At 71.2% G+C, this 24,976-nt stretch carries 27 protein-coding genes; 19 read left to right on the forward strand and 8 right to left on the reverse strand.

Annotation, left to right across the window (positions count from 1 at the left end; translation table 11 throughout):
• Nucleotides 1-11: 11 nt before the first annotated feature.
• Nucleotides 12-572 (reverse strand): redoxin domain-containing protein, encoded by a 561-nt coding sequence (locus ACFZB3_RS09690; protein ID WP_391372419.1) that lies wholly within the window; start codon nucleotides 570-572, stop codon nucleotides 12-14.
• A 63-nt stretch (nucleotides 573-635) separates the two neighbouring features.
• On the opposite strand from ACFZB3_RS09690, the gene ACFZB3_RS09695 reads away from it, so the two are divergent.
• The 9 genes from ACFZB3_RS09695 (at nucleotide 636) to ACFZB3_RS09735 (ending at nucleotide 7,867) form a co-directional block, all read left to right on the forward strand.
• Nucleotides 636-2,093, forward strand: a complete 1,458-nt coding sequence (locus ACFZB3_RS09695) for a menaquinone biosynthesis decarboxylase (RefSeq protein ID WP_391372422.1) — start codon at nucleotides 636-638, stop codon at nucleotides 2,091-2,093.
• On the forward strand, nucleotides 2,090-2,992 hold the full coding sequence (mqnP, locus tag ACFZB3_RS09700) for a menaquinone biosynthesis prenyltransferase MqnP (RefSeq protein WP_391372425.1): 903 nt from the start codon (nucleotides 2,090-2,092) through the stop codon (nucleotides 2,990-2,992). The genes ACFZB3_RS09695 and mqnP overlap by 4 nt, the downstream gene beginning before the upstream one ends.
• Nucleotides 2,993-3,038: 46 nt before the next feature.
• A complete protein-coding gene (locus ACFZB3_RS09705; protein ID WP_391372427.1) occupies nucleotides 3,039-3,611 on the forward strand; it encodes a Uma2 family endonuclease in 573 nt (190 codons plus the stop codon).
• 55 nt (nucleotides 3,612-3,666) lie between these two features.
• Complete coding sequence (locus ACFZB3_RS09710; protein WP_391372430.1) at nucleotides 3,667-4,314, forward strand: UbiX family flavin prenyltransferase; 648 nt, start codon at nucleotides 3,667-3,669, stop codon at nucleotides 4,312-4,314.
• A 69-nt stretch (nucleotides 4,315-4,383) separates the two neighbouring features.
• The gene (locus tag ACFZB3_RS09715) at nucleotides 4,384-4,839 is read left to right on the forward strand and encodes an Lrp/AsnC family transcriptional regulator (protein ID WP_089099612.1); all 456 of its coding nucleotides are present in this window, start codon (nucleotides 4,384-4,386) and stop codon (nucleotides 4,837-4,839) included.
• A gap of 38 nt (nucleotides 4,840-4,877) precedes the next feature.
• A complete protein-coding gene (mqnE, locus tag ACFZB3_RS09720; protein WP_391372434.1) occupies nucleotides 4,878-6,041 on the forward strand; it encodes an aminofutalosine synthase MqnE in 1,164 nt (387 codons plus the stop codon).
• A gap of 226 nt (nucleotides 6,042-6,267) precedes the next feature.
• Nucleotides 6,268-6,792, forward strand: coding sequence for a GNAT family N-acetyltransferase (locus ACFZB3_RS09725; protein ID WP_391372437.1), 525 nt, complete (start codon nucleotides 6,268-6,270; stop codon nucleotides 6,790-6,792).
• An 89-nt stretch (nucleotides 6,793-6,881) separates the two neighbouring features.
• A complete protein-coding gene (locus ACFZB3_RS09730; RefSeq protein ID WP_362590930.1) occupies nucleotides 6,882-7,181 on the forward strand; it encodes a DUF4229 domain-containing protein in 300 nt (99 codons plus the stop codon).
• 47 nt (nucleotides 7,182-7,228) lie between these two features.
• Complete coding sequence (locus ACFZB3_RS09735) at nucleotides 7,229-7,867, forward strand: TetR family transcriptional regulator (protein ID WP_391372439.1); 639 nt, start codon at nucleotides 7,229-7,231, stop codon at nucleotides 7,865-7,867.
• Between the two features lie 13 nt (nucleotides 7,868-7,880).
• On the opposite strand, the gene ACFZB3_RS09740 is transcribed toward ACFZB3_RS09735, so the two are convergent.
• Both ACFZB3_RS09740 and ACFZB3_RS09745 read right to left on the reverse strand, forming a co-directional pair.
• Nucleotides 7,881-9,173 carry a DUF6716 putative glycosyltransferase gene (locus tag ACFZB3_RS09740; protein ID WP_391372442.1) on the reverse strand — a complete coding sequence of 431 codons (1,293 nt, stop codon included), beginning with the start codon at nucleotides 9,171-9,173 and terminating at the stop codon, nucleotides 7,881-7,883.
• A gap of 213 nt (nucleotides 9,174-9,386) precedes the next feature.
• The gene (locus ACFZB3_RS09745; RefSeq protein ID WP_391372444.1) at nucleotides 9,387-10,226 is read right to left on the reverse strand and encodes a MaoC/PaaZ C-terminal domain-containing protein; all 840 of its coding nucleotides are present in this window, start codon (nucleotides 10,224-10,226) and stop codon (nucleotides 9,387-9,389) included.
• Nucleotides 10,227-10,697: 471 nt separating this feature from the next.
• On the opposite strand from ACFZB3_RS09745, the gene ACFZB3_RS09750 reads away from it, so the two are divergent.
• The 4 genes from ACFZB3_RS09750 to ACFZB3_RS09765 all read left to right on the forward strand — a co-directional run bounded on the left by ACFZB3_RS09750 (nucleotide 10,698) and on the right by ACFZB3_RS09765 (nucleotide 15,831).
• On the forward strand, nucleotides 10,698-12,602 hold the full coding sequence (locus ACFZB3_RS09750; RefSeq protein ID WP_391373995.1) for an AMP-binding protein: 1,905 nt from the start codon (nucleotides 10,698-10,700) through the stop codon (nucleotides 12,600-12,602).
• A gap of 154 nt (nucleotides 12,603-12,756) precedes the next feature.
• A complete protein-coding gene (locus ACFZB3_RS09755) occupies nucleotides 12,757-13,740 on the forward strand; it encodes a DUF1259 domain-containing protein (protein ID WP_391372447.1) in 984 nt (327 codons plus the stop codon).
• A gap of 26 nt (nucleotides 13,741-13,766) precedes the next feature.
• Nucleotides 13,767-14,960 (forward strand): cytochrome P450, encoded by a 1,194-nt coding sequence (locus ACFZB3_RS09760; RefSeq protein WP_391372450.1) that lies wholly within the window; start codon nucleotides 13,767-13,769, stop codon nucleotides 14,958-14,960.
• 382 nt (nucleotides 14,961-15,342) lie between these two features.
• Nucleotides 15,343-15,831 carry a hypothetical protein gene (locus tag ACFZB3_RS09765; RefSeq protein ID WP_391372453.1) on the forward strand — a complete coding sequence of 163 codons (489 nt, stop codon included), beginning with the start codon at nucleotides 15,343-15,345 and terminating at the stop codon, nucleotides 15,829-15,831.
• Here ACFZB3_RS09765 and ACFZB3_RS09770 read toward each other — a convergent pair.
• Nucleotides 15,828-16,250, reverse strand: a complete 423-nt coding sequence (locus tag ACFZB3_RS09770) for an ATP-binding protein (protein WP_391372456.1) — start codon at nucleotides 16,248-16,250, stop codon at nucleotides 15,828-15,830. The two genes, ACFZB3_RS09765 and ACFZB3_RS09770, sit on opposite strands and share 4 nt — an antisense overlap.
• Before the next feature lie 133 nt (nucleotides 16,251-16,383).
• On the opposite strand from ACFZB3_RS09770, the gene ACFZB3_RS09775 reads away from it, so the two are divergent.
• The 3 genes from ACFZB3_RS09775 to kstD all read left to right on the forward strand — a co-directional run bounded on the left by ACFZB3_RS09775 (nucleotide 16,384) and on the right by kstD (nucleotide 19,432).
• On the forward strand, nucleotides 16,384-17,250 hold the full coding sequence (locus ACFZB3_RS09775) for a Scr1 family TA system antitoxin-like transcriptional regulator (RefSeq protein ID WP_391372459.1): 867 nt from the start codon (nucleotides 16,384-16,386) through the stop codon (nucleotides 17,248-17,250).
• Nucleotides 17,247-17,570 (forward strand): DUF397 domain-containing protein, encoded by a 324-nt coding sequence (locus tag ACFZB3_RS09780; RefSeq protein ID WP_391372461.1) that lies wholly within the window; start codon nucleotides 17,247-17,249, stop codon nucleotides 17,568-17,570. Before ACFZB3_RS09775 ends, ACFZB3_RS09780 begins: the two co-directional genes overlap by 4 nt.
• Nucleotides 17,571-17,665: 95 nt before the next feature.
• Nucleotides 17,666-19,432 carry a 3-oxosteroid 1-dehydrogenase gene (gene kstD, locus ACFZB3_RS09785; protein WP_391372463.1) on the forward strand — a complete coding sequence of 589 codons (1,767 nt, stop codon included), beginning with the start codon at nucleotides 17,666-17,668 and terminating at the stop codon, nucleotides 19,430-19,432.
• A 4-nt stretch (nucleotides 19,433-19,436) separates the two neighbouring features.
• Here kstD and ACFZB3_RS09790 read toward each other — a convergent pair whose 3' ends face one another.
• Genes ACFZB3_RS09790 through ACFZB3_RS09800 form a run of 3 tightly spaced genes read right to left on the reverse strand, consistent with a single transcriptional unit; the run spans nucleotide 19,437 to nucleotide 21,018 of the window.
• Nucleotides 19,437-19,937 carry an SAM-dependent methyltransferase gene (locus ACFZB3_RS09790; RefSeq protein WP_391372466.1) on the reverse strand — a complete coding sequence of 167 codons (501 nt, stop codon included), beginning with the start codon at nucleotides 19,935-19,937 and terminating at the stop codon, nucleotides 19,437-19,439.
• 53 nt (nucleotides 19,938-19,990) lie between these two features.
• On the reverse strand, nucleotides 19,991-20,305 hold the full coding sequence (locus ACFZB3_RS09795) for an AzlD domain-containing protein (RefSeq protein WP_391372469.1): 315 nt from the start codon (nucleotides 20,303-20,305) through the stop codon (nucleotides 19,991-19,993).
• On the reverse strand, nucleotides 20,302-21,018 hold the full coding sequence (locus tag ACFZB3_RS09800; protein WP_391372471.1) for an AzlC family ABC transporter permease: 717 nt from the start codon (nucleotides 21,016-21,018) through the stop codon (nucleotides 20,302-20,304). Before ACFZB3_RS09800 ends, ACFZB3_RS09795 begins: the two co-directional genes overlap by 4 nt.
• 53 nt (nucleotides 21,019-21,071) lie before the next feature.
• Here ACFZB3_RS09800 and ACFZB3_RS09805 point away from each other — a divergent pair, with 53 nt between their 5' ends.
• A complete protein-coding gene (locus ACFZB3_RS09805) occupies nucleotides 21,072-21,662 on the forward strand; it encodes a helix-turn-helix domain-containing protein (protein ID WP_391372474.1) in 591 nt (196 codons plus the stop codon).
• A gap of 94 nt (nucleotides 21,663-21,756) precedes the next feature.
• Here the strand turns inward: ACFZB3_RS09805 and ACFZB3_RS09810 are convergent, their stop codons facing one another.
• On the reverse strand, nucleotides 21,757-21,960 hold the full coding sequence (locus ACFZB3_RS09810; RefSeq protein ID WP_003992177.1) for a cold-shock protein: 204 nt from the start codon (nucleotides 21,958-21,960) through the stop codon (nucleotides 21,757-21,759).
• Nucleotides 21,961-22,277: 317 nt separating this feature from the next.
• On the opposite strand from ACFZB3_RS09810, the gene ACFZB3_RS09815 reads away from it, so the two are divergent.
• Both ACFZB3_RS09815 and ACFZB3_RS09820 read left to right on the forward strand, forming a co-directional pair.
• Complete coding sequence (locus ACFZB3_RS09815) at nucleotides 22,278-23,126, forward strand: MqnA/MqnD/SBP family protein (RefSeq protein WP_391372477.1); 849 nt, start codon at nucleotides 22,278-22,280, stop codon at nucleotides 23,124-23,126.
• Between the two features lie 150 nt (nucleotides 23,127-23,276).
• The gene (locus tag ACFZB3_RS09820; protein ID WP_391372479.1) at nucleotides 23,277-24,962 is read left to right on the forward strand and encodes a protein kinase; all 1,686 of its coding nucleotides are present in this window, start codon (nucleotides 23,277-23,279) and stop codon (nucleotides 24,960-24,962) included.
• Nucleotides 24,963-24,976: the final 14 nt, after the last annotated feature.

The raw sequence follows: 24,976 nt of genomic DNA on the forward strand, positions 1-24,976 counted from the left end.
CAGCGGACGGGTCACTCCGTGAGCAGGGGGCGGGTGATGGTGCGGATGTCGGACTGGGTCAGCGGGCTCAGGTAGGTCGCGGCGATCCTCCCCTGACGGTCGATGAAGAGGGTGTACGGCAGTGCCTGCGGGCGGTACCCCTTCGGCAGCCGGACGAGCTTGCGGCTGCCGGGGTCGTGCAGGCTCGGGTAGGACAGGGCGTGCTGCTCCTGGAACGCGCGCCCGCTGTCCCGCCGGGCGTCCGTGTCCACCCCGAGCACCTGGACCCCCTTGGCCGCCAGCTCCTTCTGCGCCCTGGACAGTTCGGGCGCCTCGGCGCGGCAGGGCCCGCACCAGGACGCCCACACGTTCAGGACGACGACCTTGCCCCGGTAGCCGGCGAGGCTGACCGCCCTGCCGTCGAGGCTGCCGCCGGCGAGATCGGGGGCCGCCTTCCGGTCGGCGGCCGGCACCCGGGTCAGCGGGGAGACGGGCGAGCCGCCGGCCTCCCGGGCCGGCGCACAGGCGGCGGCGAGCACGAGCAGCGGGGCGAGCAGGGCAGCGAGCAGCGGTAACCGGCGACGACGTCTCACGGCCGACGAGTATGCAGGGGGCGGTGACCGGGCCCGGACCCCGGGTGGCCGATACTGGGACACATGGCTTACGACGATCTTCGCTCCCTGCTCCGGGCACTGGAGCGCGAGGGAGACCTCAAGCGTGTCAAGGCCGAGGTCGACCCGTATCTGGAGGTCGGGGAGATCGTCGACCGGGTGCAGAAGGCCGGCGGACCCGCCCTGCTCTTCGAGAACGTGAAGGGGTCGAGCATGCCCCTCGCGATGAACGTGTTCGGCACCGACCGGCGGCTGCTGAAGGCCCTGGACCTGAAGTCGTACGGCGAGATCTCCGAGAAGATCGGCGGGCTGCTCCGCCCCGAGCTGCCGCACGGGTTCGTCGGTGTGCGCGAGGCGTTCGGGAAGCTCGGTGCGATGGCGCACGTGCCGCCGAAGAAGGTGAAGTCCGGGGACGCCCCGGTCCAGGAGACCGTCCTGACGGGCGACGACGTGGACCTCGACCAGCTGCCGGCGCTCTTCACCTGGCCGCAGGACGGGGGTTCCTTCTTCAACCTGGGGCTCACCCACACCAAGGACCCCGAGACCGGCATCCGGAACCTGGGCCTCTACCGGCTCCAGCGCCACGACAAGCGCACCATCGGCATGCACTGGCAGATCCACAAGGACAGCCGCAACCACTACCAGGTGGCGGCGCGCAAGGGGGAACGGCTCCCGGTCGCGATCGCCTTCGGCTGCCCGCCCGCCGTCACCTACGCCTCCACCGCCCCGCTCCCCGGCGACATCGACGAGTACCTCTTCGCCGGGTTCATCGCGGGCAAGCGCATCGAGATGGTCGACTGCAAGACCGTCCCGCTCCAGGTCCCGGCCAACGCCGAGGTCGTCCTGGAGGGCTGGCTGGAGCCGGGCGAGATGCTGCCCGAGGGCCCGTTCGGCGACCACACCGGCTTCTACACCCCGCAGGAGCCGTTCCCGGCGCTGACCATCGACTGCGTGACGATGCGCAAGCGCCCGCTGCTCCAGTCGATCGTCGTCGGCCGGCCCCCGACGGAGGACGGGCCGCTGGGCCGGGCCACGGAACGCTTCTTCCTCCCGCTCCTGAAGATCATCGTCCCGGACATCGTGGACTACCACCTCCCCGAGGCCGGCGGCTTCCACAACTGTGCGATCGTCTCGATCGACAAGAAGTACCCGAAGCACGCCCAGAAGGTCATGCACGCGATCTGGGGGGCGCACATGATGTCGCTCACCAAGCTGATCGTGGTCGTCGACTCCGACTGCGACGTCCACGACCTGCACGAGGTCGCCTGGCGGGCCCTCGGCAACACCGACTACGCGCGTGACCTGAGCATCGTCGAAGGCCCGGTCGACCACCTCGACCACGCCTCCTACCAGCAGTTCTGGGGCGGCAAGGCGGGCATCGACGCGACGAGGAAGTGGCCCGAGGAGGGTTACACCAGGGACGGGGGCTGGCCGGAGATGGTCCTGTCGGACCCGGATACGGCGGCGAAGGTCGACCGCCGCTGGAAGGAGTACGGCCTGTGAGCTCCGCCTCCGCAGCCCTCCCGCAGCCGGGACGGACGAAAGCCTTCCTGCGCCTGGTGATGATCGAGCACTCGGTCTTCGCCCTGCCCTTCGCGTACATCGCCGCGCTGACCGCGATGTTCGAGACGGACCGGAACATCCACTGGGGGCGGCTGCTCCTCGTCACTGTCTGCATGGTCGGCCTGCGCACCTTCGCGATGGCCGTCAACCGGATCATCGACCGCGAGATCGACGCCCGGAACCCGCGCACCGCCCAGCGCGAGCTGGTCACCGGCGCGATGAGCGTGAAGCACGCCTGGACCGGCGCGCTGATCGCGGTCGCGGTCTTCCTCGGCTCGGCCGCCCTGCTGAACCCGCTCTGCCTGGCCCTGGCCCCCGTCGCCGTGATCCCGATGGTGGTCTACCCCTACGGCAAGCGGTTCACGAACTTCCCCCAGGCCATCCTCGGCCTCGCCCAGGCCATGGGCCCGATCGGCGGCTGGCTGGCGATCACCGGCGAGTGGTCCTGGGACGCGGTGATCCTCGGTCTCGCCGTCGGCATCTGGATCGGCGGCTTCGACCTGATCTACGCCTGCCAGGACGTCGAGACCGACCGCGAGATCGGCGTCATGTCGGTCCCGGCCCGCTTCGGCATCCCGGCGGCGATCTGGGGCGCCCGGGTCTGCCACGCGGTGGTGACCGGCCTGTTCGTCTGGTACGCGGTCGTCACCGACGCCGGCGGGTTCTTCTGGCTGGGCCTGGTGATCGTCGCCGGCGCCTTCGCCTACGAGCACTCCATCGTCCGCCCGCACGACCTCTCCCGTCTGAACCGCGCCTTCTTCAGCGTCAACGGGTTCATCGGGATTGCCCTGTTCGTGTGTGCCTTGCTGGATCTCCTGGTTCGGGGTCTGACCGTCTGAATACGGTGCGGCCTACCATCGAGTGCAGGACCCCAGGGAGGCCACCGTGACCGTCTCGGACCTTGACCGCCTGCACTCGCAGCTCAGCCGGTTCGAGGACATGTTCCCCGGCTATCACATGGAGATTGTCGAGGGCAACATCGTGATGAGTCCGGTCAAGCCCCACCATGCCAAGACCATCCGCCTGGTGTGGAACGACCTTGCGGCACAACTCGGCTCGGAATGGGACTTCACCAGCGATGTCGCGTTCCCCTTCGACGAGGGGAACGAGTTCTGCCCCGACCTGGCCGTCATTCCGGCCTCCGAGACCGCGAAGAACGAGGGCGCATACTCCCCGGATCTCATCGAACTGGTCGTCGAAGTCGTCTCCCAGGGCAGCATCCGCCGCGACTATGAGGTCAAGCCCCGCTGGTATGCCTCCCGGGGCATCGCCAACTACCTCCTCTTCGACCCCCTCAAGGGGCACGTCGTCATGATGTGGAACCCCAGTGGTGAGGGCTATCAGGGGCGGGACACCATTCCGTACGGCCCCGAGCTGACCGTCGTCTCCTCGCTCGGCAAACTCACCCTGCCCACCTCGCACCTCCCCGTCGACCCGAAGGCCCCCCACCCGGCCTGAACCTCGCCCGGCGCGCCGGTACGCTCAAGATGTGAACGCAGGAGAATCGCAGCGCGTGCCTTGGATCGTGGGGGTGTCCGGGGCGTCCGGAACGCCGTATGCCGCTGCTGTGCTGCGTGCCCTGCTGGACGCGGGGGAGAGCGTCGACCTGGTGGTCAGCCGGGCCTCGCGGCTCACCCTGCTGGACGAGACCGGGATCTCCTTCCGGGACGCGCACTGGCGGGACGACCTGGGGGAATGGCTGGCACGCGGGGCCGACGGCAAGCCGGGGACCTTCCCGGTGGACCTCGAGCGGGTGCGGTACTGGAGCGCCGGGGACCTGGCCGCGGGGCCGTCCTCCGGGTCGTACCCGGCGAAGGGCATGCTGATCGTGCCGGCGTCCACCGCCGCCGTCGCCGGGGTCGCCCTCGGCCTCTCCAAGGACCTGCTCCAGCGGGCGGCCAGTGTCACCCTGAAGGAGCGCAGGCCGCTCGTCGTCGCCGTCCGCGAGACCCCGCTGAACGGCCAGACGCTGCGCCATCTGGTCACCCTGGACGACCTCGGGGCCGTCGTCGTCCCCACCTCCCCCGCCTTCTACGCGGGCGCGACCCACATCCAGGACCTGGTCGACTTCGTCGCCGGGCGGGTGCTGGACGCGGCAGGCGTCGGGCACCGGCTCTACCGCCGCTGGGAGGGGGACCTCGGCGGCGCCACAGGCAAGTAGCAGTACCCGGCACCACCTCTGCCCCCCCTCTCATCTACTTCGGGAACTTCAGCGGAAGGCTTCGATCGCATGGACGCCGTGGACAGGCAGCTCATCCAGGCCCTGAGGGAGAACGGCCGGGCCTCGTACGCGGAGCTGGGCCGCCTCGTCGGACTGTCGGGACCCAGCGTCACCGACCGCATCAACCGGCTGGAGGCGGCCGGGGTCATCACCGGCTACCGCGCCACCGTCAACGCGGCCTCGCTCGGCCTCGGCGTCATCGCCCTCATCGGCATCTCCCTCTCCGACGCGGCCGACCACGAGGACGTGGCGCAGCGGCTGCGGGACCTGCCGGAGATCGAGGACTGCTGGTTCATCGCCGGCGACGACTCCTTCATGCTCAAGGTGCGCTCCACCGACGTGGACGGCCTGGAGAAGACCATCCGGCGGCTGTCCGGGACGAAGGGCGTCTCCCGGACCCGTACCACGATCGTGCTGTCCACGAAGTGGGAGAACCGGGTCGGGGAACTTCCCGAAGAGGCGTAGAAGTACGGTGGTCGAAGTTGTCGGAGAGAGGTGTGGGCATGGACGTCGGGCTCAAGCGTGAGCTGGAGGAGAAGGTCAGGGCCGGTGAGCGGCTGACCCGCGAGGACGGCATCGCGCTGTACGAGTCGGACGACCTCGCCTGGCTCGGCGGCCTCGCCCACGAGGTGCGGACGCGGAAGAACGGTGACGTCGTCCACTTCAACGTCAACCGCCACCTCAACATGACGAACGTGTGCACCGCGTCCTGCGCGTACTGCTCGTTCCAGCGCAAGCCGGGCGAGAAGGACGCGTACACGATGCGCATCGAGGAGGCGGTGAAGCTCGCCAAGGCGATGGAGGGCGAGAACCTCACCGAGCTGCACATCGTCAACGGCCTGCACCCGAACCTGCCGTGGCGCTACTACCCGCGGTCGCTGCGCGAACTGAAGGCGGCCCTCCCGAACGTCTCGCTGAAGGCCTTCACCGCGACGGAGATCCACCACTTCGAGACGATCAGCGGGCTGTCGGCCTCCGAGATCCTCGACGAGCTGATCGACGCGGGTCTGGAGTCGCTGACCGGCGGCGGCGCGGAGATCTTCGACTGGGAGGTGCGCCAGCACATCGTGGACCACCGCACCCACTGGGAGGACTGGTCCCGGATCCACCGCCTGGCGCACGAGAAGGGCCTCAAGACGCCCTCCACGATGCTCTACGGCCACATCGAGGAGCCCCGCCACCGCGTCGACCACGTCCTGCGCCTGCGCGAACTGCAGGACGAGACGAACGGCTTCCAGGTCTTCATCCCGCTCCGCTACCAGCACGACTTCGTGGACATGAAGGACGGGAAGGTCAGGAACCGGCTCCAGGCCCGGACCCAGATGGCGACCGGCGCGGAGGCGCTGAAGACCTTCGCGGTCTCCCGTCTCCTCTTCGACAACGTCCCGCACGTCAAGGTCTTCTGGGTCATGCACGGCGTGCAGACGGCGCAGCTGGCGCTGCAGCACGGGGCCGACGACATGGACGGCTCGGTCGTCGAGTACAAGATCACCCACGACGCGGACAACTACGGCACGCCGAACAAGCTGACCCGCGAGGACCTGCTGGACCTCATCCGCGACGCGGGCTTCCGCCCGGTGGAGCGGAACACCCGCTACGAGATCATCCGCGAGTACGACGGCCCGGACCCGGCGCGCAGGGAGTCTCCGCAGCCGATGCGGGTGTGACGGGGGTCGCCGGGTGCGTTGTCGGCTGCGGGTGCGTGGGGGCTGATCGCGCAGTTCCCCGCGCACCTAAAAGCCAGAAGAAGGGGCGCACTGCAGCGCCCCTTCTTTTTAGAGGCGCGGGGAACTGCGCGACAAGCCCCCACCCGCCCGCAGTCGCGCACCGGCCGTAGCCCCCACGGCGAAAACGGCCCTACCCACCCCCCGCCGTAATAGATACGATCCCGCCATGCCCCTTACCTTCACCCTCGACCCCGCCATCACCCCCGCCCTCCGCGACGGCATCCTCGACCTGTGGACGGACGTGTCCAACGCCGGCGGCGCCGTCGGGTTCGTCGCCCCCGTGACGTCCGAGGAGATCCGGCCGGAGCTGGTGCGGCACTTCGTCGCGATGGCCGAGGGCCGCCACCGCCTCCTCGTCGGGCACGACGAGGCCGGCGAGGTCGCCGCCACCGCCTTCTTCTCCTTCAACACGCACCGGCTGATGACGCACTGGGTGTGGCTGTACACGGTGATGGTGCACCCCCGGCACCAGGGGCAGGGCTACGGGCGCGACCTCCTCGCGGCCGCCGCCGACGCCGCCCGCGGCTTCGACGGCATCGACGCCATACGGCTCAGCTGCCGCGGCGGCCTCGGCCTGGAGAACTTCTACGGCTCCTGCGGCTACAAGGAGGTCGGCCGGGTCCCGGCCGCGGTCCGCGTCGCCCCCGGCGACGACCGCGACGACATCACCATGCTGCTCCCGCTGACCTGACCCGCCCCGACCGACCCCGGTGAAAGATCGGCCCCACGGCGTGCTTCACTGGACGGTGCCCCTTTTCGTCATCGGAAGACTGGATTGAGATGCTCCGCTACACGCTGATGCGCCTCGGTATCTTCGCGGGCTGCCTCCTCGTCGTCTGGGGCCTCGTCTACGCCGGCGCGTTCCCGCGTGGCTTCGGCGACTCCAACTTCCTGTGGGTCCTGCTGCTCTCCCTCGTCCTGTCGGCGCCGATCAGCTTCGTCGTGCTGCGCAAGGAGCGGGACCGGGCCTCGGTGCAGGTCGCGCAGCGGGTCGAGCGGATGCAGGCCAACATCGAGGCCAACCGCAGCCAGGAGGACGAGGCGGTCGACGCGGCGGACCAGGCCCGGACCAGCTCCTGAGCTCCTGAGCGACTCCCGCGTCCCCGGCCCCAACTAGGCTTTGACCCATGGGGACCGTCAAGACCAAGCGGATGCCGCGCGCGGTACGTGAGCAGCAGATGCTGGACGCCGCCGTGCGGACCTTCGGCCAGCGCGGCTACATGGCCGCGTCGATGGACGAGATCGCCGAACTCGCCGGTGTCTCCAAGCCGTTGGTGTACCTGTACCTCAACTCCAAGGACGACCTGTTCACGGCCTGCATCCGCCGTGAGGCGCGGGCCCTGACCGAGGCGGTCCGCACCGGCGTCGACCGCGAACTGCCCGCCGACCGGCAGCTCTGGGACGGCCTCGGGGCGTTCTTCACGTACACCGCCGAGCACCCCGACGGCTGGTCGGTGCTGCACCTCCAGGCCCGTACGCACGGCGAGCGGTTCGCCTCCGAGGTCGCGGCGATGCGCGAGGAGATCGTCGCGTTCGTGACCCAGCTCATCGTCGCCGCCGCCCGCGCCGCCCACCGTGATCCCGACCTGGGCGAGGGCGAGGTCGCGGGCCTCGCCGAGGCGCTGGTGGGCGCGGCCGAGTCGCTCGCGGCCTGGGCCAACGCCACGCCGGGAGTGACGGCACGTCAGGCGGCGGCGACCCTGATGAACTTCGCCTGGGCGGGGCTCGGCAACCTGATGGAAGGCCGGCCGTGGTCCCCGCCCTGACCCGTCCGGTCCGTCACACGGCACCCCAGCGGCGCAGCGCCGGCGCCAGCCGCTGGTGGCCCACCCGGTACAGCTTCTTGGCACCCCGCCCGGCGACCTTCCGGACGGCTTTCTCGACCCGCCCACGCCCCCCGGCGCCCGGCGCCACGGGCAGCGGGCGGCCCTGCTCGTCGAAGCCGTTGTTGCGGAGGATGCCGGCGAGGTAGGTGCCGGCGGTCTGCGGCGTGTAGTAGGGGCGCAGCGGCTGCAGCGGGCCGGCGGCGCGCAGCGCGGCGACGCGGTCCCGGGCCGCGGCGTACGGGTCGCTCTTGCCGATGCCCTGTGCCGCCGCCCACTCCGGGTCGGGCTGCGGCAGCGCGCCCGCGTCGATGTCGTCCCAGGAGGCGAGGCAGCCGGAGTGCACGAAGTAGTGGTTGCCGTGCGCCTCGCGGACGCCGAAGTCGGTGAGGATCGCGGTGGGTATCCGCCGGTGCATCGACTCCAGGGCGGCCGTCGAACTCACCGTGACCAGCAGGTCGGTGCGGTCCAGCACGTCGGCCATGTTGCCGTAGACCAGCTGGAGGTTCGCGGGCGCGGGTTCGGCGAGGGTCTCGACCAGTTCCTGGTACGGGTCGGACTCCACGTGGGTGGTCTGCTCGCCGGGCAGGCTGCGCAGCTTGACCAGGACGAGCCGCTCCGGGTGCAGGCGCGCGTGGCCGGCGGCGCGCTCCAGGAGCCGGAGCCGGGACGACCGGTCCTTGGGCACCGACGGCTGGGCCGCGAAGGTGACGGTGAAGGGCCGGTCGGCGGAGGGCCGGTAGGGGGCGCCGCCGAGGAAGGGCAGGGCGCACTCGACGACCGCGCCGGGGTCGACGCCGACGCTCGCGAGGACGGAGCGGAAACGGCGGGCGTCGTAACCGGAGTTGGCGAGCACCAGGTCCGTGCCGGCCCGGGTCATGAGGCCGTCGACCATCTTCTCGTAGACCACGCCGACGTACCCGCTGACCGTGACCGGCCGGTGCAGCCGGCCCTCCCAGGCCCGCCCCAGGCTGTGCACGAGCGCCAGGACCGTGCCGCCGAGGACCGCCAGCACGACGATGTCGGCCTTCGCCAGCTCCTCGTCGTCGGCCAGCGCGGCGGCCGGCACCGCACGCCGGCTGTCGGGCTCGATGCCGATCTCGGCGAGCTGCCGTTCGGTGGGCGTGGACCGGCCCCGCAGGAAGTACGCGTCCAGCGCACAGTCGGGGGCGAGCTGCCGGGCCACCGACGCCCCCCATTTCCAACGGGTGTCAGAGTCGGCGATTACTGCGACGCGTCTTGGAGGCATGCTCAGTGCCCTTCGTGCAATGGATCATAAGAGTGAGCTGAGGTTAAGGACGCATTCTGAGCGCAGCATGGGGGATTCCTTCACGAAGCCTTGGGCAGGCTGGGTGTTCCGTGTGAGAAACGCTTCGGGCGCGGCCGTGACCTGCGGATTCGCGACGGCCTGACAGGAGTTGCACAGAAAGCCGAAACACACTCTTTGTGCGGTGTTGGCAGATCAAAGGGCAACGTGCGGGCGCACGCTGCCCTCCACATGCACCCGGTCCTTACCGCGCAATTGAAAACGGCCGTCCGCGGCGGCGTATTCGACCGTGCCCGGCAGCAGCACCGGCGCCCGGAACTCGGCCCGTACGCCGGCCGCCGCCGGCACCCCGTGCGCGGCCAGGCACCGGGCCGCGGTCCACATGCCGTGCGCGATGGCCCGGCGGAAACCGAAGAGGCGGGCGGTGAGCGGGTACAGGTGAATGGGGTTGCGGTCCCCGGAGGCGGCCCCGTACCGCCGGCCGACGTCCCCGGCGAGCCGCCACTCCTCGACGACGGGCAGCGGGCGGCCGGGCTCGGCCCGGGCCGTCTCGCCGGAGTGCCGCGTGCGGTGCCGCGCCAGATACGTACTGCGCGACTCCCACAGGAGGTCCTCGCCGGCCCGCACCTCGGTCACGACGGTGGCCTCGGTGCCCCGCCGGTGCGGCCGCAGCTCCTCGACGTGGACGGCGATGTCGTACGTCCCGTCGCCCGGGAGCTCGGCATACCGCTCGATCTCGACGGAGGTGTGCACCAGCCCCAGCAGCGGCAGCGGAAACTCCCGCGCGCTCATCAGCCGCATGGCCAGCGGGAACCCGAGCACGTGCGGGTAGGTGATCGGCAGCCCGTCGTCACCGGTGGCGAACCCGCAGACGCGTTCGTAGGCGGCGAGCCTGTCTAGGTCGGGGCGGACGCCGGGGAGCACGAGTCGGGTGCGGGGGAAAGGGGCGTCGGCGCCCGGCTTCTTGAAGGGCGACCTCAGTGCGCCGAGGGCGAGCAGGGGGCCGAGAGAGGGGGTGCGGTCCAGGACGATCACAGAGTTTCCCTTTCGATGCCGGTGCCGGAAGTGCCCTGCTTCCAGGGGTGCGGGGAACTGCGCGACCAGCCCCCACACGCCCGCGCCCGCTCCATGACCGCCACGCCCCCACATATGGCCTGTTTCCTGACTCTGGAGTAAGGTTACCGTAGGTAAGCCTATGTCACAGCTGTCAAGTACCGGGAAACGGGCCGAACGTGAAGGACCCTCACGTAACCTCCGGGATTGCACAGGCCCGTCCCCGGACAACCCCCGAAAACCCACAACCCCGCCACAGCGGCCCCGTACGATCTCCAGCCTGAACCGCCGGTAACCCCTCCCGACCCCTTCCGGGGCCCGGTGCCGGTGAACGCCTCGGTGCGCGAGGCACGTACGTCATGCAGCAAGCAGTTCACCGCTGCACGCCCGAGGAGCCGCCCCGTGTCCACGTCGTCTTATCCGAACGCCGCCCCCGTCTCCTCCGGCGCGGCGATCCAGGCCACGGACTACGACGGGAACCCGATCCTGGTCGAGCCCCTCGTGCAGCGGCTGGACGGAGTGGTGCGGGAGGCGTACGTACCGCCGTTCGCGCCGCCGGTGCGGCACGGGTCGCTCGCCGACCTGCCGTTCGAGAACGCGGAGGCGGCGCCCGGTGCCGTGGTGCTCAGCCGCAAGTCGGCCGAGGGCGACGGCCGTTGGGAGCACGTGACGGCCGCCCAGTTCGCCGCGCAGGTGCTGGCGGTGGCGAAGGGCCTGATCGCCGAGGGGCTGCTGCCGGGCGACCGGATCGCGATCATGGCCCGGACGACGTACGAGTGGACGCTCCTCGACTTCGGCGCCTGGGCGGCCGGCCTGGTGACCGTGCCGGTCTACCCGACCTCCTCGGTCTTCCAGACCCGCTGGATCATGCACGACTCGGGCGCCGTCGCCCTGGTCACCGAGACCGCCGGGCAGGCCGCCGCGCTCGGCCCCGAACTCGACCGGCTGCCCGACCTCAGGCACCTGTGGGTGATGGAGAAGGGCCACGTGGACCGGCTCGCGGAGGCCGGCGCACAGGTGCCGGACGCCGAAGTGGGCGTACGGCGCGGCATGCTGGGCCCCGACACCCTCGCCACCCTGATCTACACCTCGGGCACCACCGGCCGCCCCAAGGGCTGCGCCCTCTCGCACGGCAACTTCTTCGCCGAGGTCGACAACGCGATCGAACTCCTCTACCCGATCTTCAAGGCGCGCAACGACGAGGAGGTCTCCATCCTCCTCTTCCTCCCCATGTCCCACGTCTTCGGCCGGATGGTGGCGATCGCCTGCGTCCGCGCCGGGGTCCGCCTCGGCCACGCCCCCAGCCTCAAGGCCGAGGACCTGCTCCCGGACCTCGCCGGGTTCAGGCCGACCTGCCTGCTCACCATCCCGTACATGCTGGAGAAGGTCTTCAACACCGCGCGCGCGAAGGCCGAGGCGGGCGGCCGGGTCTCCGCCTTCGACCGGGCCACCGGCGTCGCGCAGCGCTACGGGGAGGCGCTGGAGGCCAAGCAGACCGGCACCGGCAGCGGGCCCGGCCGCGCCCTGAAGACGGCCCGCTCCTTCTACGACCCGCTCGTCTACCGCCGGATCCGCACCGCCATGGGCGGCCGCGTCCGCCACATCATCTGCGGCGGCTCCCCGCTGGGCCGCCGCCTCGCCGCGTTCTACGCCGGGGCCGGCATCGAGATCTACGAGGGCTACGGCCTGACCGAGACCACGGCGGCCACCACCTGCACCCCGCCCCTCAAGCCCCGCCTCGGCACGGTGGGCTGGCCGATGCCCGGCACCAAGGTCAGGATCGCCGCCGACGGCGAGATCCTGGTCGCCGGCGACCACGTCCTGCGCGGCTACTGGGACCCGGCGGCCGGCGGTGTCGTCCCGGCCACCCGGGACGGCTGGCTGGCCACCGGCGACCTCGGCGAACTCGACGACGAGGGCTACCTCACCATCACCGGCCGCAAGAAGGAGATGCTGATCACGGCCGGCGGCAAGTCCGTCGCCCCCGCCCCGCTGGAGAACTGGCTGCGCTCGCACCCCCTCATCTCCCAGGTGATGCTGGTCGGCGACGGGCTGCCGTACGTCAGCGCCCTCATCACCCTCGACCGGGACGGCCTCACCCACTGGCGCCAGATGAACGGCAAGCACCCGGTCCCGCCGGAGCTCCTCATGGACGACGTCGAACTGCTGGCCGTCCTGCAGCGCGCCGTCGACGAGGCCAACAAACTCGTCTCCCGCCCCGAGTCCATCCGCCGCTTCGCCATGCTCCCGGTCGACTTCACCGAGGAGGCCGGGCATCTGACCCCGTCGATGAAGCTGCGCCGCGAGGCGGTCATGAAGGACTTCGCGACCGAGATCGAGGGCCTGTACGCGAAGTGACCGGCGGCCGTCGCGGAAGATGATCCGCGGCCGTCACGCGGAGTGGTCCGCCTCCGCGCCCGGTGATTTGCGTTAGTCCACCTGGCCTCACTGGTGCGATGAAATCACGGGACCCGCCCGGGTCCCGTGATTCCATCGCGCCAGGAGGTGCACCATGGTTGACGACCGGCAGCAGGAAACCCACCCCAGACCGGCCACCACCCGTCGCCGCGTCCTCGCCGCGGGTGCCGTGGCCCCCGTCCTCGCGGGCACGGCGACCACGCCCGCGCGCGCCCTCTCCCACGGACACCCGCGCACCCTGGTCGAACCCGAGCTGACCCAGCTCGCCGACTGGGCGGAGGTGACCAAGGCCCTGGGGCGGCCGGGCGACATGAAGCGGTACATGTACCACACCGGCCTGCCCCGCCGGGACCTCACGGTGGTCTCCCGGGGCGTGCGCATCGAGACCGCGCTGGCCCTCGGCACCCACACCGCCTTCGTCCGGTACAAGGACGGCAGCCATCTGCTGATGGGCGACGCCGTGGTCACCGAGCACGAGATGGACGGCTTCACCGACGCGCTCCTCGCGCACGGCATCGCCATCAACGCCGTACACAAGCACCTGCTCTTCCACCAGCCCGCTCTGTGGTGGCTGCACCTGCACGCCCACAGTCACGACCCGGTACCCATCGCCAGGGGGCTGCGCGCGGCTTTCGACCGCACCGCCACCCCGCCCGACCGGCCGGTCACCACCCCGAGGCTCGACCTGGACACCAAGGGCATCGACGACGCCTTCGGCAGCGCGGGCACCCAGGACGAGGGCACCTACAAAAGCGTCTGGGCGCGCGCGGAGCAGATCGTGGACGGCGACATGATCCTGCCGACCGGCCTCGGCTCGGTGACCACCATCAACTTCCAGCCGCTCGGCCGGGGAAGGGCCGCGGTCAACGGTGACTTCGTGATGACCGCCGACGAGGTCCAGCCGGTCCTGAAGCTCCTGCGCAAGGGCGGGGTCGGCATCGTCGAGCTCCACCACCACAACCTGATGGACGAGCCGCGCCTGTTTTTCCTCCACTACTGGGCGATCGGCGACGCCGTGCGGCTCGCGAAGGACCTGCGCGCCGCCGTCCACGCAACCAACGTCGTGCCGTTCCACTGAGCGGCCGACCGACGAAGGAGAAGAACGTGCAGGCGATCAACTGTCCCTTCGGATTCAGCGAGGCCCTCGACTTCGATCCGGACCTGGCCGGCTTCATGGAGCGCGAGTCCCTCGGTACCATCCGGCTGGCGTACGGCGACTCGGACGCCTGGCTGGTCACCAGATTCGAGTCGGTGCAGCAGGTGACCACGGACCCCCGGTTCAGCCGGGCGGCGATCATCGAGTACGACTATCCGCGCATGACGGCCGAGCCGATCGTCTCCCCGGAGTCGATCAACGTGATGGACCCGCCGTACAGCGGCCGGATCAGGCATCTGGCCACCCAGGCCTTCACCCCGCGCCAGGTGGACCGGATGCGGGGCCGGATCGGCCTCCTCACGGACCGGCTGCTGGACGAGATGGAAGACGCCGGCCAGCCGGCCGACCTTGTCCGGTACCTGTCCGACCCGCTTCCCCAGCACACGATCCTGGACCTGCTGGGTATCGACCGCGCCGAGTGGCCCCGGATGCAGGAGCAGGTCCAGCGGCTGCTGGTGGTCGGCGCGGGCAACCGGGACGTCGCACGCGCGGCCAAGGAGGACCTGACCGGCTACTTCACCGAGCTCGTCGCCGAACGCCGGAAAAACCCCGGTGCGGACATCATCAGCGTGCTCACCGAGGCACGGGACGGCACGGACCAGCTCGACGACCGGGAACTGGCAGTCCTGGCACTGACGTTCACGCTCAGCGGCCAGGACACGGCGACCTGCCAGATCAGCGACATCATGTATCTGCTGCTGACCCGCCCGGAGCTGGCGGAGTACGCCCGCGCGCACCGGAAGGACCTGACCGACTTCATCCACGAACTGCTCCGGTACATCCCCTTCCGCAAGGGCGTGGGCATTCCCCGGGTGGCACTGGAGGACGTCGAGATGGACGGGGTGGTCATCCGGCGCGGCGACTTCGTCCACGTCTCCTACCTGACGGCCAACCGGGACCGGGACCGCTATCCGGAGCCCGACCAGATCGTGCCCGACCGTCCCGTCGCTCCCCACATGACCTTCGGCTGGGGCGGCCACCGGTGCATCGCGGTGCCGTTGGCGATGGCCGAACTGGAGGTCGCCCTGGAACGCGTCCTGGACCGCTTCCCCACGCTCCGCCTGGCGGTGCGTCCGGAAGAGGTCCGCTGGGACACCGAGACCATCCGCAGGTTCCCACTGGAGCTGCCGGTGGCCTGGTAGACCCTGGGACCGGTCCTCGCAAACCGGTCCGTACGACATCGCCGCGCCCGCCGCTCCGAGTGGCGGGCGCGGCGATCTCATACTGGTCGGCGGCCCGCACTCCAACCAGGTGACCGCCGAGGTCGTGCAGGACTCCCGCTCACCTTCGGCTTCGGGCCGGCCGACGTGCACGGCGCGAACATCTACGACGCCTCGACGCGCGAGGTCATGCGGTGTGCCGTCGACGACAGGGACCAACTTCTTCGAAGCGACCTTCTCGGTCGGGACAGCAGACTCCAGGCTGCTCCCGGCCGGTGCGGGGTGACACGGCCGGGAACGTGACGCCGGGACGTGCGACGACCGTCCGCCGACCGGCATCACCACCACGGTCCAGAATGGCGCCATGGACATGGCGGAGAGGGAGCGCGGCACGGGGGCACGCACGTTCCTCACCTGTGCGGCCGAGGTGGCCAGGCTGGTCGGCGTCGAGTGCGAGTTCGACGACGACGTACCCGAACTGCGGCGCGGACGGCTCCTGGCCCACGCGGCGTGGAGGGAACTGCTCTCCCGGCCGAGCCTCCCCGAGGAACTGTTCGCCCCGCTGATGGCGGCAGCCGTGTACGACCCGGACGCCAGCCATTGCCGCTGGTACGTCGAACCGGCGCTCTACGTCTTCGGGCGCCGCCGGGTGCGCGCGGCACTCCTCGACTACCTGCGCACCGGCACGACCGCCGAACGCAAGGGCGCGAACCGGGCCTGGTACTGGGCCGGGATGCCGCTGCGTGCGAGCCGGTCCCCGGCGTACGGTCCCGAAGGCGTGCGCGACCCCGCGCTGGACGCGTCGGACGACCTGGTGCACGCCTGGCTGGAGGCGTCGGAGGAGAGGCCTTAGAGAGCGAGCTCCGCCCACACCGTCTTGCCGACGTCCCGCTCCGCGACCCCCCACGTCCGCGCCAGCAGCGACACCACCACCAGACCCCGTCCGCCCTCCGCCTCCGCGCCCGCCTCCCGCGCGAACCGCAACCGCCGGTCGTCCCGCGCGTCGCTCACCTCGATACGGAGGGTGTTGGCAGGGGCGAGCAGGACCAGCCGGACCTCGAAGTCCCGGCCGGGGACGCGACCGTGGGTGACCGCGTTCGCGGCGAGTTCCGCGGTGAGCTGCTGAGCCGTGTAGTTCAGGTCGCTGTCGTGTGGGTATCCCCAGGTGGCCAGCTGGTGGGCGACGAGCCGCCGGGCCAGCCGGGCGCCGCGCGGGGTGGCGCTCAGCCGCTGGACCAGTTCGGCGGTGGGGGTGGAGATTTCGGCGTTCACGTGACAGAGCGTGGTCGGTTCTCCGTACCCTGACCAGGGGCGATCGCGCGACTCACGGTAGCCGTACGGGTGTGTCGGGTGAGGAGTACGGGTCGTCGGCCGTGACCACGACTACGTGAAGGCGGAGGCGTACGTGACGGACGTACAGCAGGAGCGGAGGCCGGAGACACCGGCGGAGGCCGAGGGCACGACGGGCCTGTTCAGCGCGCTGGGCAAGCAGCTGAAGCTGCTGCGGGAGCGGAAGGGGCTCACCCAGAAGGAGTTCGGGGCGCTGGTGGGGTACGGGCCGGACGCGATCTCGGCGATGGAGAGGGGGGTGCGGGTTCCCCAGCCGGACATGCTGGTGAAGGCCGACGAGTTGCTGGAGGCCGGGGGGTTGTTGGTGGCGGCGGTGCCGGAGCTGAAGGAGGCGATGAAGAAGGCGCGGACCCGGCACCCCGAGTGGTATCGGAGTTACGCGGGGCTGGAGGCGGAGGCGGTCGAGCTGCACTTCTACGCCAACCAGGCCATGCCCGGCCTATTGCAGACCGAGAAGTATGCGTACGCCGTGTTCCGCCAAAGGCGCCCGTTCCTGAACGAGGAGACGATTGAACGGCGGGTCGCGGACCGGCTTTCGCGTCAGCAAGTCTTCGACCGCTGGCCGTCGCCTGCGGTGAGCTACGTACTCGAAGAGGTTCTTCTGGATCGGCCGATCGGTGGGCCAGCTGTCTTCACGGATCAGTTGCGGAATCTGCTGAGGGTCGGTGGTCTGCGTAACGTCGAGATCCAGGTGATGCCTACACGACGTGAGGAACACCCCAACCTGGACAGTGCGTTCAATCTCCTGGCCCCCAAAGGCCATGGCCAGGTGGCCTACACGGAGTCGCAAGGCCACCCCCAGCTCATCACGGACCCTGAGGAGGTCCGAAAGATCGCTGATCGCTATGGGATCATGCGCGCGTTGGCGCTCAACCCCATGGAGTCCCGCGCTCTCATTGAGCAGAAGCTGGAGGAGCTATGAGCAACGAGGACCTCGCTTGGTTCAAGTCCAGCTACAGCAGTGGCGAAGGCGGCGAATGCCTCGAAGCCGCCTACACCTGGCGCAAGTCGTCGTACAGCGACGGCGAAGGCGGCCAGTGCCTCGAAGTCGGTTACCCCTGGCGCAAGTCCAGCCACAGCGGCGGCGAGGGCGGCGACTGCCTCGAAGTCCGTGCTGCCCCCTCCGTCATTCACATCCGTGACTCGAAGTGTGGCGGCGCCTCCCACCTCACTCTCTCGCCCTCCTCCTGGTCGGCGTTTCTCAGAGAGGTCGCCGAGCCCGGCGCGGCTCTACCCCGCTGACAGCGGGGCGCCGCACGGCCCTTGACTTCCCAAGACCCTCGCGGGACCTTCCCTCCCCAATCCTCATGTTTGCGTCAGGTCTGGAGGGAACGGTCATGTCGGTGAGCGCGAGACCCACCCGGAGACAGGTGCTGGGCACCACGGCGGCGACGGGGCTCGCCCTCGCCGCCGGGGCGCACGGCGTGGCGGCCGGTGCCGATCTGCCGGTGCTCGGCACGTACGACGTCGTGGTCGTCGGCGCGGGGGCCGCCGGCATGACCGCCGCGCTCACCGCCGCCGCGCAGGGGCTCAGCTGCGTGGTGGTGGAGAAGGCGCCGACCTTCGGCGGCTCGGCGGCCCGGTCCGGCGCCGGGATCTGGATCCCCAACAACTCGGTCATCCTGGCCGCCGGGGTGCCCGACACCCCGGCCAAGGCCGCCGCCTACCTCGCCGCGGTGGTCGGCTCCGACGTCCCCGCCGCCCGGCAGCAGGCGTTCCTCGCGCACGGCCCGGCCATGCTGACGCAGGTCATGGCGGCCAGCCCGCTGCGCTTCCGCTGGATGGAGGGGTACAGCGACTACTACCCCGAACTGCCCGGCGGCCTCCCGAACGGCCGCTCCATCGAACCCGCCCAGTTCGACGGAAACCTGCTCGGCGCCGAACTGGCCCACCTGAACCCGCCGTATCTCCAGGTCCCGTCCGGGATGGTCGTGTTCAGCGCCGACTACAAGTGGCTGGCGCTGGCGGCCGTCAGCGTCAAGGGGGCCGCCGTCGCCACCCAGTGCCTGGCCCGCGGGACCCAGGCCGCGCTGCTCGGGCAGACTCCGCTCACCATGGGGCAGTCGCTGGCGGCGGGGCTGCGCAAGGGGCTGCTGGACGCGGGGGTGCCGGTGTGGCTGAACACCCCGCTGACCGGCCTCTACCAGGAGAGCGGGGTGGTGACCGGGGCGGTGGTGACCCAGGGCGGCACCGCCGGGCTGGTGCGGGCCCGGCGCGGGGTGGTCGTCGGGTCCGGCGGCTTCGAGCACAACGCGGCCATGCGGGCGCAGTACCAGCGGCAGCCGATCGGCACCGACTGGACCGTCGGCGCGAAGGAGAACACCGGGGACGGGATCCGGGCCGGGGCGGCGGCCGGCGGCGCGCTCGCGCTGATGGACGACGCCTGGTGGGGCCCGGCGATCCCGCTCCCCGGCGACCCGTACTTCTGCCTCGCCGAACGCACCCTCCCCGGCGGCCTGATGATCAACGCTGCGGGGCGCCGGTTCGTCAACGAGGCCGCGCCCTACAGCGACGTCGTCCACGTCATGTACGACCGCAACCCGACCGACCCCGACATCCCGGCGTGGCTGATCGTCGACCAGAACTACCGCAACCGGTACCTGTTCCGGGACGTGGCCCCGACTTTCGTGCTCCCTGACGCCTGGTACACCTCCGGCGCCGCGTTCAAGGCCTGGACCTGGGACGCCCTCGCCACCGCCGTCGGCGTCCCGGCCGCCGCCCTGCGCACCACCGTCGACCGCTTCAACTCCCTTGCGGTGAGCGGTAAGGACACCGACTTCAAGCGCGGCGACAGCGCCTACGACCACTACTACACGGACCCCTCCGTACTGCCCGACTCCTGCCTGGCCCCGCTGTGGCTGCCGCCGTTCTACGCCTTCCGGATCGTGCCGGGAGACCTGGGGACGAAGGGTGGCCTGGTGACCGACGCACGGGCGCGGGTGCTGCGCGGCGACGGGTCCGTGATCAACGGGCTCTACGCGGCCGGGAACGCGAGTGCCGCGGTGATGGGGCACAGCTATGCGGGCGCCGGGTCGACCATCGGCCCCGCGATGACGTTCGGGTACGTCGCGGCGATGGATCTGGCCGGGGCGCTCCCGGCGTGACCCGCTACCCGGCCACCGGTTCGGCTCCGGGGCGGCGGGCCGCCGGCAGGAAGGCCTGCGGGCTCGTCTCCCCGAGCGCCTCGTCCGGTTCGCGGACGGTTGTGGAGCGGAGGTCGAAGCCTGCGTCCCTCGGCAGGCCCGCCATCCGCTCCGGCCGCCGGGCCACGTCCCCCATCTGGAAGGCCGGCAGCAGATGCCCGCCCGGCTTCGGCACCCTCTCGAACCCCCGGAACAGCAGGGGCAGTCGGTCATCCGGTGCATGGATGGACGAGTACCGGCACGGCAACCCGTCCAACGCCCCGTCCGCCACCTCCAGCTCCAGCATCGAGCCCTGTACGAAGCGCCGTTCGGCCACCTCGCCGCCCGTTCCGACCAGTTCGGCGAGCACACCCAGCATGGCCTTTTCCGCGGGCCTGTCGGTGAATTCCGTGCGGAAGCGGTCGGCGTAGTCGTACGCGATCGCGTCGTAGAAGGTACGGGTGGCGGTGATGAAGTCGGCGGTCATGCCCGTGGCTCCTGGCGGCCGCCACTGACAACGCCCGCCCCGTCCCGCCCGGACTAGGCGACGCCCGTCGCCCGCAGCAGCGCCGTCACCGCCGCGGCCCCCAGGACCACGACCGCGAACGGCGCCCTGCGCCAGGCCAGTACGCCCGCCGCCAGCACCCCGGCCGGGCGGGCGAACCCCGCGAAGCCGCCGTTCTCGGTCAGCGCGCCGGTGGCCAGCAGGGCCACCAGGAGCACCACCGCCCCCGCCGACGCCAGCTCCTGGACCCGCGCCGGGATCTCCACCCGGCCGTGCAGTACCGGGCCCACCAGGCGGAAGGCGTACGTGCCGAGGGCCAGGGCCAGGATCAGGACCACGGTCGCGTTCATCGTCGTACCCCCGGAAGCCCCGGAAGCGCGAACAGGCCCAGGAGGGCGAGGAGGACCGGGATCCCGGCCGGGACGGCGGGGGCCGCCGCAAGGGCGAGCGCCGCGCCGAGCAGGGCCGCGCGCCGCACGTCCGGGTCCGCGCGGAGGGCGGGCAGCACCAGGGCGACCAGCACCGCCGGGAACGCCGCGTCCAGGCCGTAGCGGCCGGTGTCGCCGAGGGCACCGCCCGCGAGGGCGCCGGCCGCCACCCCCACGTTCCAGGCGGCGAACAGGCCGACCCCCGAAACCCAGAACGCGGCCCGGCGGCGGGCCGGGTCCGGCTGGGCCAGGGCGAAGGCGACCGTCTCGTCGGTGACCAGGTGGGCGCCGAGCAGGCGGCCGGCCAGGCCGGGGCCGAGCAGGTCGGCGACGGCGAGGCCGAAGGCCGCCGTGCGGGTGTTGAGGAGGAGACCGGTGGCCGCGGCCGCCAGCGGGCCGCCGCCGGCGAGCAGCACGCCGACCGCGCTGAACTGGGCCGACCCCGCGTAGACCACGAGGGACATCAGGACCGGGACCCACCCGGGCAGGCCGCCGGCGACGCTGACTGCGCCGAAGGAGACACCGACGATCCCGCCGGCCAGCCAGACGAGTGAACTGTCCCGGACCAGGGAGGCCGTCCCCCGCGGCCGGATCGCGCGTCGAGCGATCCGGGTTGTTCGGTTTGGCGAACGCATGTTCTTTACAGTGAACGAGTAGAGTGTGTTCGTCAAGGCGAACAATCGTACCGATGGAGCGAACGAACGAGATGTCCGAGGCAACCGGCCGGCCGGACCGGCTTCCCATGGAGTGGATCGCCGGGTCGCTGAAGCGTGAGCGGGCCCGGGCCGGGCTCTCCCTGTCCGAGCTGGCCAAACGGGCCGGCGTCGCGAAGTCCACGCTGTCCCAGCTGGAGGCCGGCGGCGGCAACCCGAGCGTGGAGACGCTGTGGTCGCTGGGGGTGGCGCTGGGCGTGCCGTTCAGCGCCCTGGTCGAGCCGCCGGTGTCCGGCGTTCAGGTGATCCGGGCGGGGGAGGGGCCCACGGTCGCGTCGGAGCGGGCCGACTTCGCCGCCACCCTGCTGTCCGCCTGCCCGCCCGGGGTCCGCCGGGACGTCTACCGCCTGCGGATGGAGCCGGGCGTGGCGCGGGAGTCCGAGCCGCACATTCCGGGAACCGTCGAGCATCTCGTCGTAAGCGGCGGGCGGGTTAAGGCGGGGCCACGGGGAGAAACCGTCGAATTGAACCCCGGGGATTATCTGACGTATCGCGGCGATGTTCCGCATGTGTACGAGGCGTTGGCGCCCGGCACCACGTTCGTGCTGGTGATGCAGCACGTGTAAGCGGGAGCGGAAAAGGCAGGAGCCCCGTCGCCTGACGGCGCGGGGCTCCTTGGGTACTGCACTCAGTCTGCGATCAGACTCGGTTCGTCTGGGATCAGACGGGGGTGACGTTCTCCGCCTGCGGACCCTTCGGGCCCTGCGTGACGTCGAAGCTCACCTGCTGGTTCTCCTCCAGGGAGCGGAACCCGCTGGCGTTGATCGCGGAGTAGTGAACGAAGACGTCGGGGCCGCCGCCTTCCTGGGCGATGAAACCAAAGCCCTTTTCGGCGTTGAACCACTTCACGGTTCCGGTAGCCATAAGCCCTCCTTGGGCCCAAAGGGTCGCCCTGCTCCAGAACCTGCAAGTGTGAAAACAAACTAAGTGCCGCACAACTGCATATGTCTGAAAACTACGAGAGCCCGCGGTTACATGCTCCGCAGGCTCTGTACTGCAAGGGAAACCAAACTGCAACTTGCGGCGAGCCTAGCATGTAGGCAGCCGAAAGCAACAGAGGCCAAGATCACGTCACCCGGACGTTTGAATGCCCCCGAGGGCGGGTTGACCGGAGGGACGGTCGGGACACCAGGGGTGGGGGCGGTCCCAGCACCGTACCCCATGGGGTCTAGTCTCGCGATGTGGACAATTCTCGCACCCGGCCGCGCGTCGGCCACATCCAGTTCCTGAACTGCCTGCCCCTGTACTGGGGGCTCGCGAGAACCGGCACCCTCCTCGACTTCGAGCTGACCAAGGACACCCCTGAGAAGCTCAGCGAGCAGCTGGTGCGCGGCGACCTCGACATCGGGCCCATCACCCTCGTCGAATTCCTGCGCAACGCCGACGACCTGGTCGCCTTCCCGGACATCGCCGTCGGCTGCGACGGCCCGGTGATGTCCTGCGTGATCGTCTCGCAGGCGCCGCTGGACCAGCTGGACGGCCGCCGGGTCGCCCTCGGCTCCACCTCGCGCACCTCGGTCCGCCTCGCCCAGCTGCTGCTCGCCGACCGTTACGGCGTCCAGCCCGACTACTACACCTGCCCGCCCGACCTCAGCCTGATGATGCAGGAGGCGGACGCCGCGGTGCTGATCGGCGACGCGGCCCTGCGCGCCAACCTGCTGGACGCCCCGCGCTTCGGCCTCCAGGTCCACGACCTCGGCGCCCTGTGGAAGGAGTGGACGGGCCTCCCGTTCGTCTTCGCGGTGTGGGCGGCGCGCCGGGACTACCTGGAGCGCGAACCGCACCTCACCCGCGAGGTGCACGGCGCCTTCCTCGACTCCCGCAACCTCTCCCTGGAGGAGGTCGCCAAGGTCGCCGAACAGGCCGCCCGCTGGGAGGCCTTCGACGAGGCGACCCTCGCCCAGTACTTCACCACCCTCGACTTCAGCTTCGGCGCGCCGCAGCTGGCGGCGGTGGCGGAGTTCGCCCGCCGGGTGGGCCCGACGACCGGGTTCGCGGCGGACGTGAAGGTCGACCTTCTCTCCCCGTGAGGGGACGCGCCCCAAAGGGGCGCTGGGGGTACCCCCGGCCGAAGGCTGGGGGAGGAACTGCGCGACCAGCCCCCACCGGCCCGCGGCAAAGGAACTGCCTGACCGCCGGAGCGAATAGGCTGCTGCCGAACTCTCTGGGGGTGAGGGCACATGCAGCCGCTCGCGGGCGACGAACCCACGGCCGTCGGGCCGTACCGGCTGCTCGGCCGGCTCGGCTCCGGCGGCATGGGCCGCGTCTATCTGGGCCGTTCGGCCGGCGGCCGCTCCGTCGCCGTCAAGATCGTGCACCCGCACTTCGCGCTGGACGAGGAGTTCCGCGCCCGCTTCCGCCGCGAGGTGCAGGCCGCCCGGCGGGTCGGCGGCGCCTGGACGGCCTCCGTCCTGGACGCCGACCCGGAGGCGGCCGTGCCCTGGGTCGCCACGGCCTACGCGGCCGGTCCCTCCCTGACGGCCGCCGTGACCGACGGCGGCCCGCTGCCCGCGCACACGGTACGGGCGCTCGGCGCCGGGCTGGCCGAGGCGCTCGCGGCGGTGCACGAACTGGGTCTCGTGCACCGGGACGTGAAGCCGTCGAACGTGCTCCTGACCCTCGACGGGCCGCTCCTCATCGACTTCGGCATCGCCCGCGCCACGGACGGCACGGCGTCGCTGACCTCGTCGGGGGTGTCGATCGGCTCGCCCGGCTACATGTCCCCGGAGCAGATCCTCGGCAAGGGCGCCACGGGCGCGGCGGACGTCTTCTCCCTCGGCGCGGTGCTGGCGTACGCGGTCAACGGGGCGCCGCCGTTCCCCGGGGACTCCTCGGCCGCGCTGCTCTACAAGGTCGTCCACGAGGAGCCCGAACTCGGCTCGCTGAGCGGCGAGTTGCGGGAGGTCGCCGAGGCGTGTCTCGCGAAGGAGGCGGCGCGGCGGCCCACCCCGGCGGAGGTGGCCCGGCGGCTGGCTCCGGAGGGGGCCGCACGGCTGGTGGCGGGCGGGTGGCTGCCGGGGGCGCTGGTGGAACGGGTCAGCCGGAGCGCGGTGGAGGTCCTGAACCTGGAGGTGGCGGAGGCCGCGGGGGTGGGGGCGCCGTCCGGGCCGGTGGAGTTCGGCACCCCGTCCGTGAGCGGGGAGTTCGGGCCGCCGCCGACGGTGCCGCCCGCGGTGCCGCCCGCGGGCCTGCCGGAGCCGCCGACGGCGGCGCCCGCGGTCGTACCCGGGCCGCCCGCGGTCGTGCCGGAGCCGCGGGACGCCGTGCCGCCGGCGCCCGGGAAGGTGTCCGTGAGCGTCGCCGCGACCGCCGTACCGGGAGAGAACGGGCGCGGGCGCCGGGTGAGCTGTACGGTCGCGCTCTCGGTGGCCGCGGCGCTGGCGGTGGTCACCGTCGGGGTGGGGTTCCTGGTGAAGCCGTTCCTCGGGTCCGGCAGCGACGGGCCGAGCAGTGACGCGGGAGCCGCCGCCAAGTCGCCGTCGGCGTCCGCGCCGTCGGCCTCCGGCGGCGGGAAGATCCCGGCCTCCTACCTCGGCACCTGGCAGGGCTCGGCCACCGCCCTGTCCGGCAACCTGCCCATCGGCACCTTCCGGGTCACCGTCGAACAGGCGGCGGTCGGCCAGGAGCTGGGGCGGCTGCGCCAGACCGACCAGCTGGGCGGCGTCTGCACGGACATCCTCACCCTCAGAGCGGTGACGGCCACCAGGCTCGTCGCCTCCTCGACCGGCGCCGAGGGCAACCACGACGGCTGCGACCCCGGCACGAACACCGTCTACCTGACCCCGAGCCACGGCGACCTGGTCTACACGTCGGACAGCTCGGCGGAGGGGAACCCGGTGGCGGTGATGTCGAAGGCGGGGGACTGAGACCCTCCCCGGCC

It is taken from the genome of Streptomyces sp. NPDC008092 (assembly GCF_042957285.1).
Classification (GTDB): domain Bacteria; phylum Actinomycetota; class Actinomycetes; order Streptomycetales; family Streptomycetaceae; genus Streptomyces.

Excerpts from the sequence above, each read along its gene's own strand:
- ACFZB3_RS09735 (WP_391372439.1), top strand. The coding sequence starts at position 7,229 with ATGGGGACCGTCAAGACCAAGCGGATGCCGCGCGCGGTACGTGAGCAG.
- ACFZB3_RS09810 (WP_003992177.1), bottom strand. The coding sequence starts at position 21,960 with ATGGCTACCGGAACCGTGAAGTGGTTCAACGCCGAAAAGGGCTTTGGT.
- kstD (WP_391372463.1), top strand. The coding sequence starts at position 17,666 with ATGTCGGTGAGCGCGAGACCCACCCGGAGACAGGTGCTGGGCACCACG.
- ACFZB3_RS09765 (WP_391372453.1), top strand. The coding sequence starts at position 15,343 with ATGGACATGGCGGAGAGGGAGCGCGGCACGGGGGCACGCACGTTCCTC.
- ACFZB3_RS09695 (WP_391372422.1), top strand. The coding sequence starts at position 636 with ATGGCTTACGACGATCTTCGCTCCCTGCTCCGGGCACTGGAGCGCGAG.
- ACFZB3_RS09740 (WP_391372442.1), bottom strand. The coding sequence starts at position 9,173 with ATGCCTCCAAGACGCGTCGCAGTAATCGCCGACTCTGACACCCGTTGG.
- ACFZB3_RS09730 (WP_362590930.1), top strand. The coding sequence starts at position 6,882 with ATGCTCCGCTACACGCTGATGCGCCTCGGTATCTTCGCGGGCTGCCTC.
- ACFZB3_RS09800 (WP_391372471.1), bottom strand. The coding sequence starts at position 21,018 with ATGCGTTCGCCAAACCGAACAACCCGGATCGCTCGACGCGCGATCCGG.
- ACFZB3_RS09725 (WP_391372437.1), top strand. The coding sequence starts at position 6,268 with ATGCCCCTTACCTTCACCCTCGACCCCGCCATCACCCCCGCCCTCCGC.
- ACFZB3_RS09715 (WP_089099612.1), top strand. The coding sequence starts at position 4,384 with ATGGACGCCGTGGACAGGCAGCTCATCCAGGCCCTGAGGGAGAACGGC.
- mqnE (WP_391372434.1), top strand. The coding sequence starts at position 4,878 with ATGGACGTCGGGCTCAAGCGTGAGCTGGAGGAGAAGGTCAGGGCCGGT.
- ACFZB3_RS09820 (WP_391372479.1), top strand. The coding sequence starts at position 23,277 with ATGCAGCCGCTCGCGGGCGACGAACCCACGGCCGTCGGGCCGTACCGG.
- ACFZB3_RS09790 (WP_391372466.1), bottom strand. The coding sequence starts at position 19,937 with ATGACCGCCGACTTCATCACCGCCACCCGTACCTTCTACGACGCGATC.
- ACFZB3_RS09805 (WP_391372474.1), top strand. The coding sequence starts at position 21,072 with ATGGAGCGAACGAACGAGATGTCCGAGGCAACCGGCCGGCCGGACCGG.
- ACFZB3_RS09780 (WP_391372461.1), top strand. The coding sequence starts at position 17,247 with ATGAGCAACGAGGACCTCGCTTGGTTCAAGTCCAGCTACAGCAGTGGC.
- ACFZB3_RS09795 (WP_391372469.1), bottom strand. The coding sequence starts at position 20,305 with ATGAACGCGACCGTGGTCCTGATCCTGGCCCTGGCCCTCGGCACGTAC.
- ACFZB3_RS09755 (WP_391372447.1), top strand. The coding sequence starts at position 12,757 with ATGGTTGACGACCGGCAGCAGGAAACCCACCCCAGACCGGCCACCACC.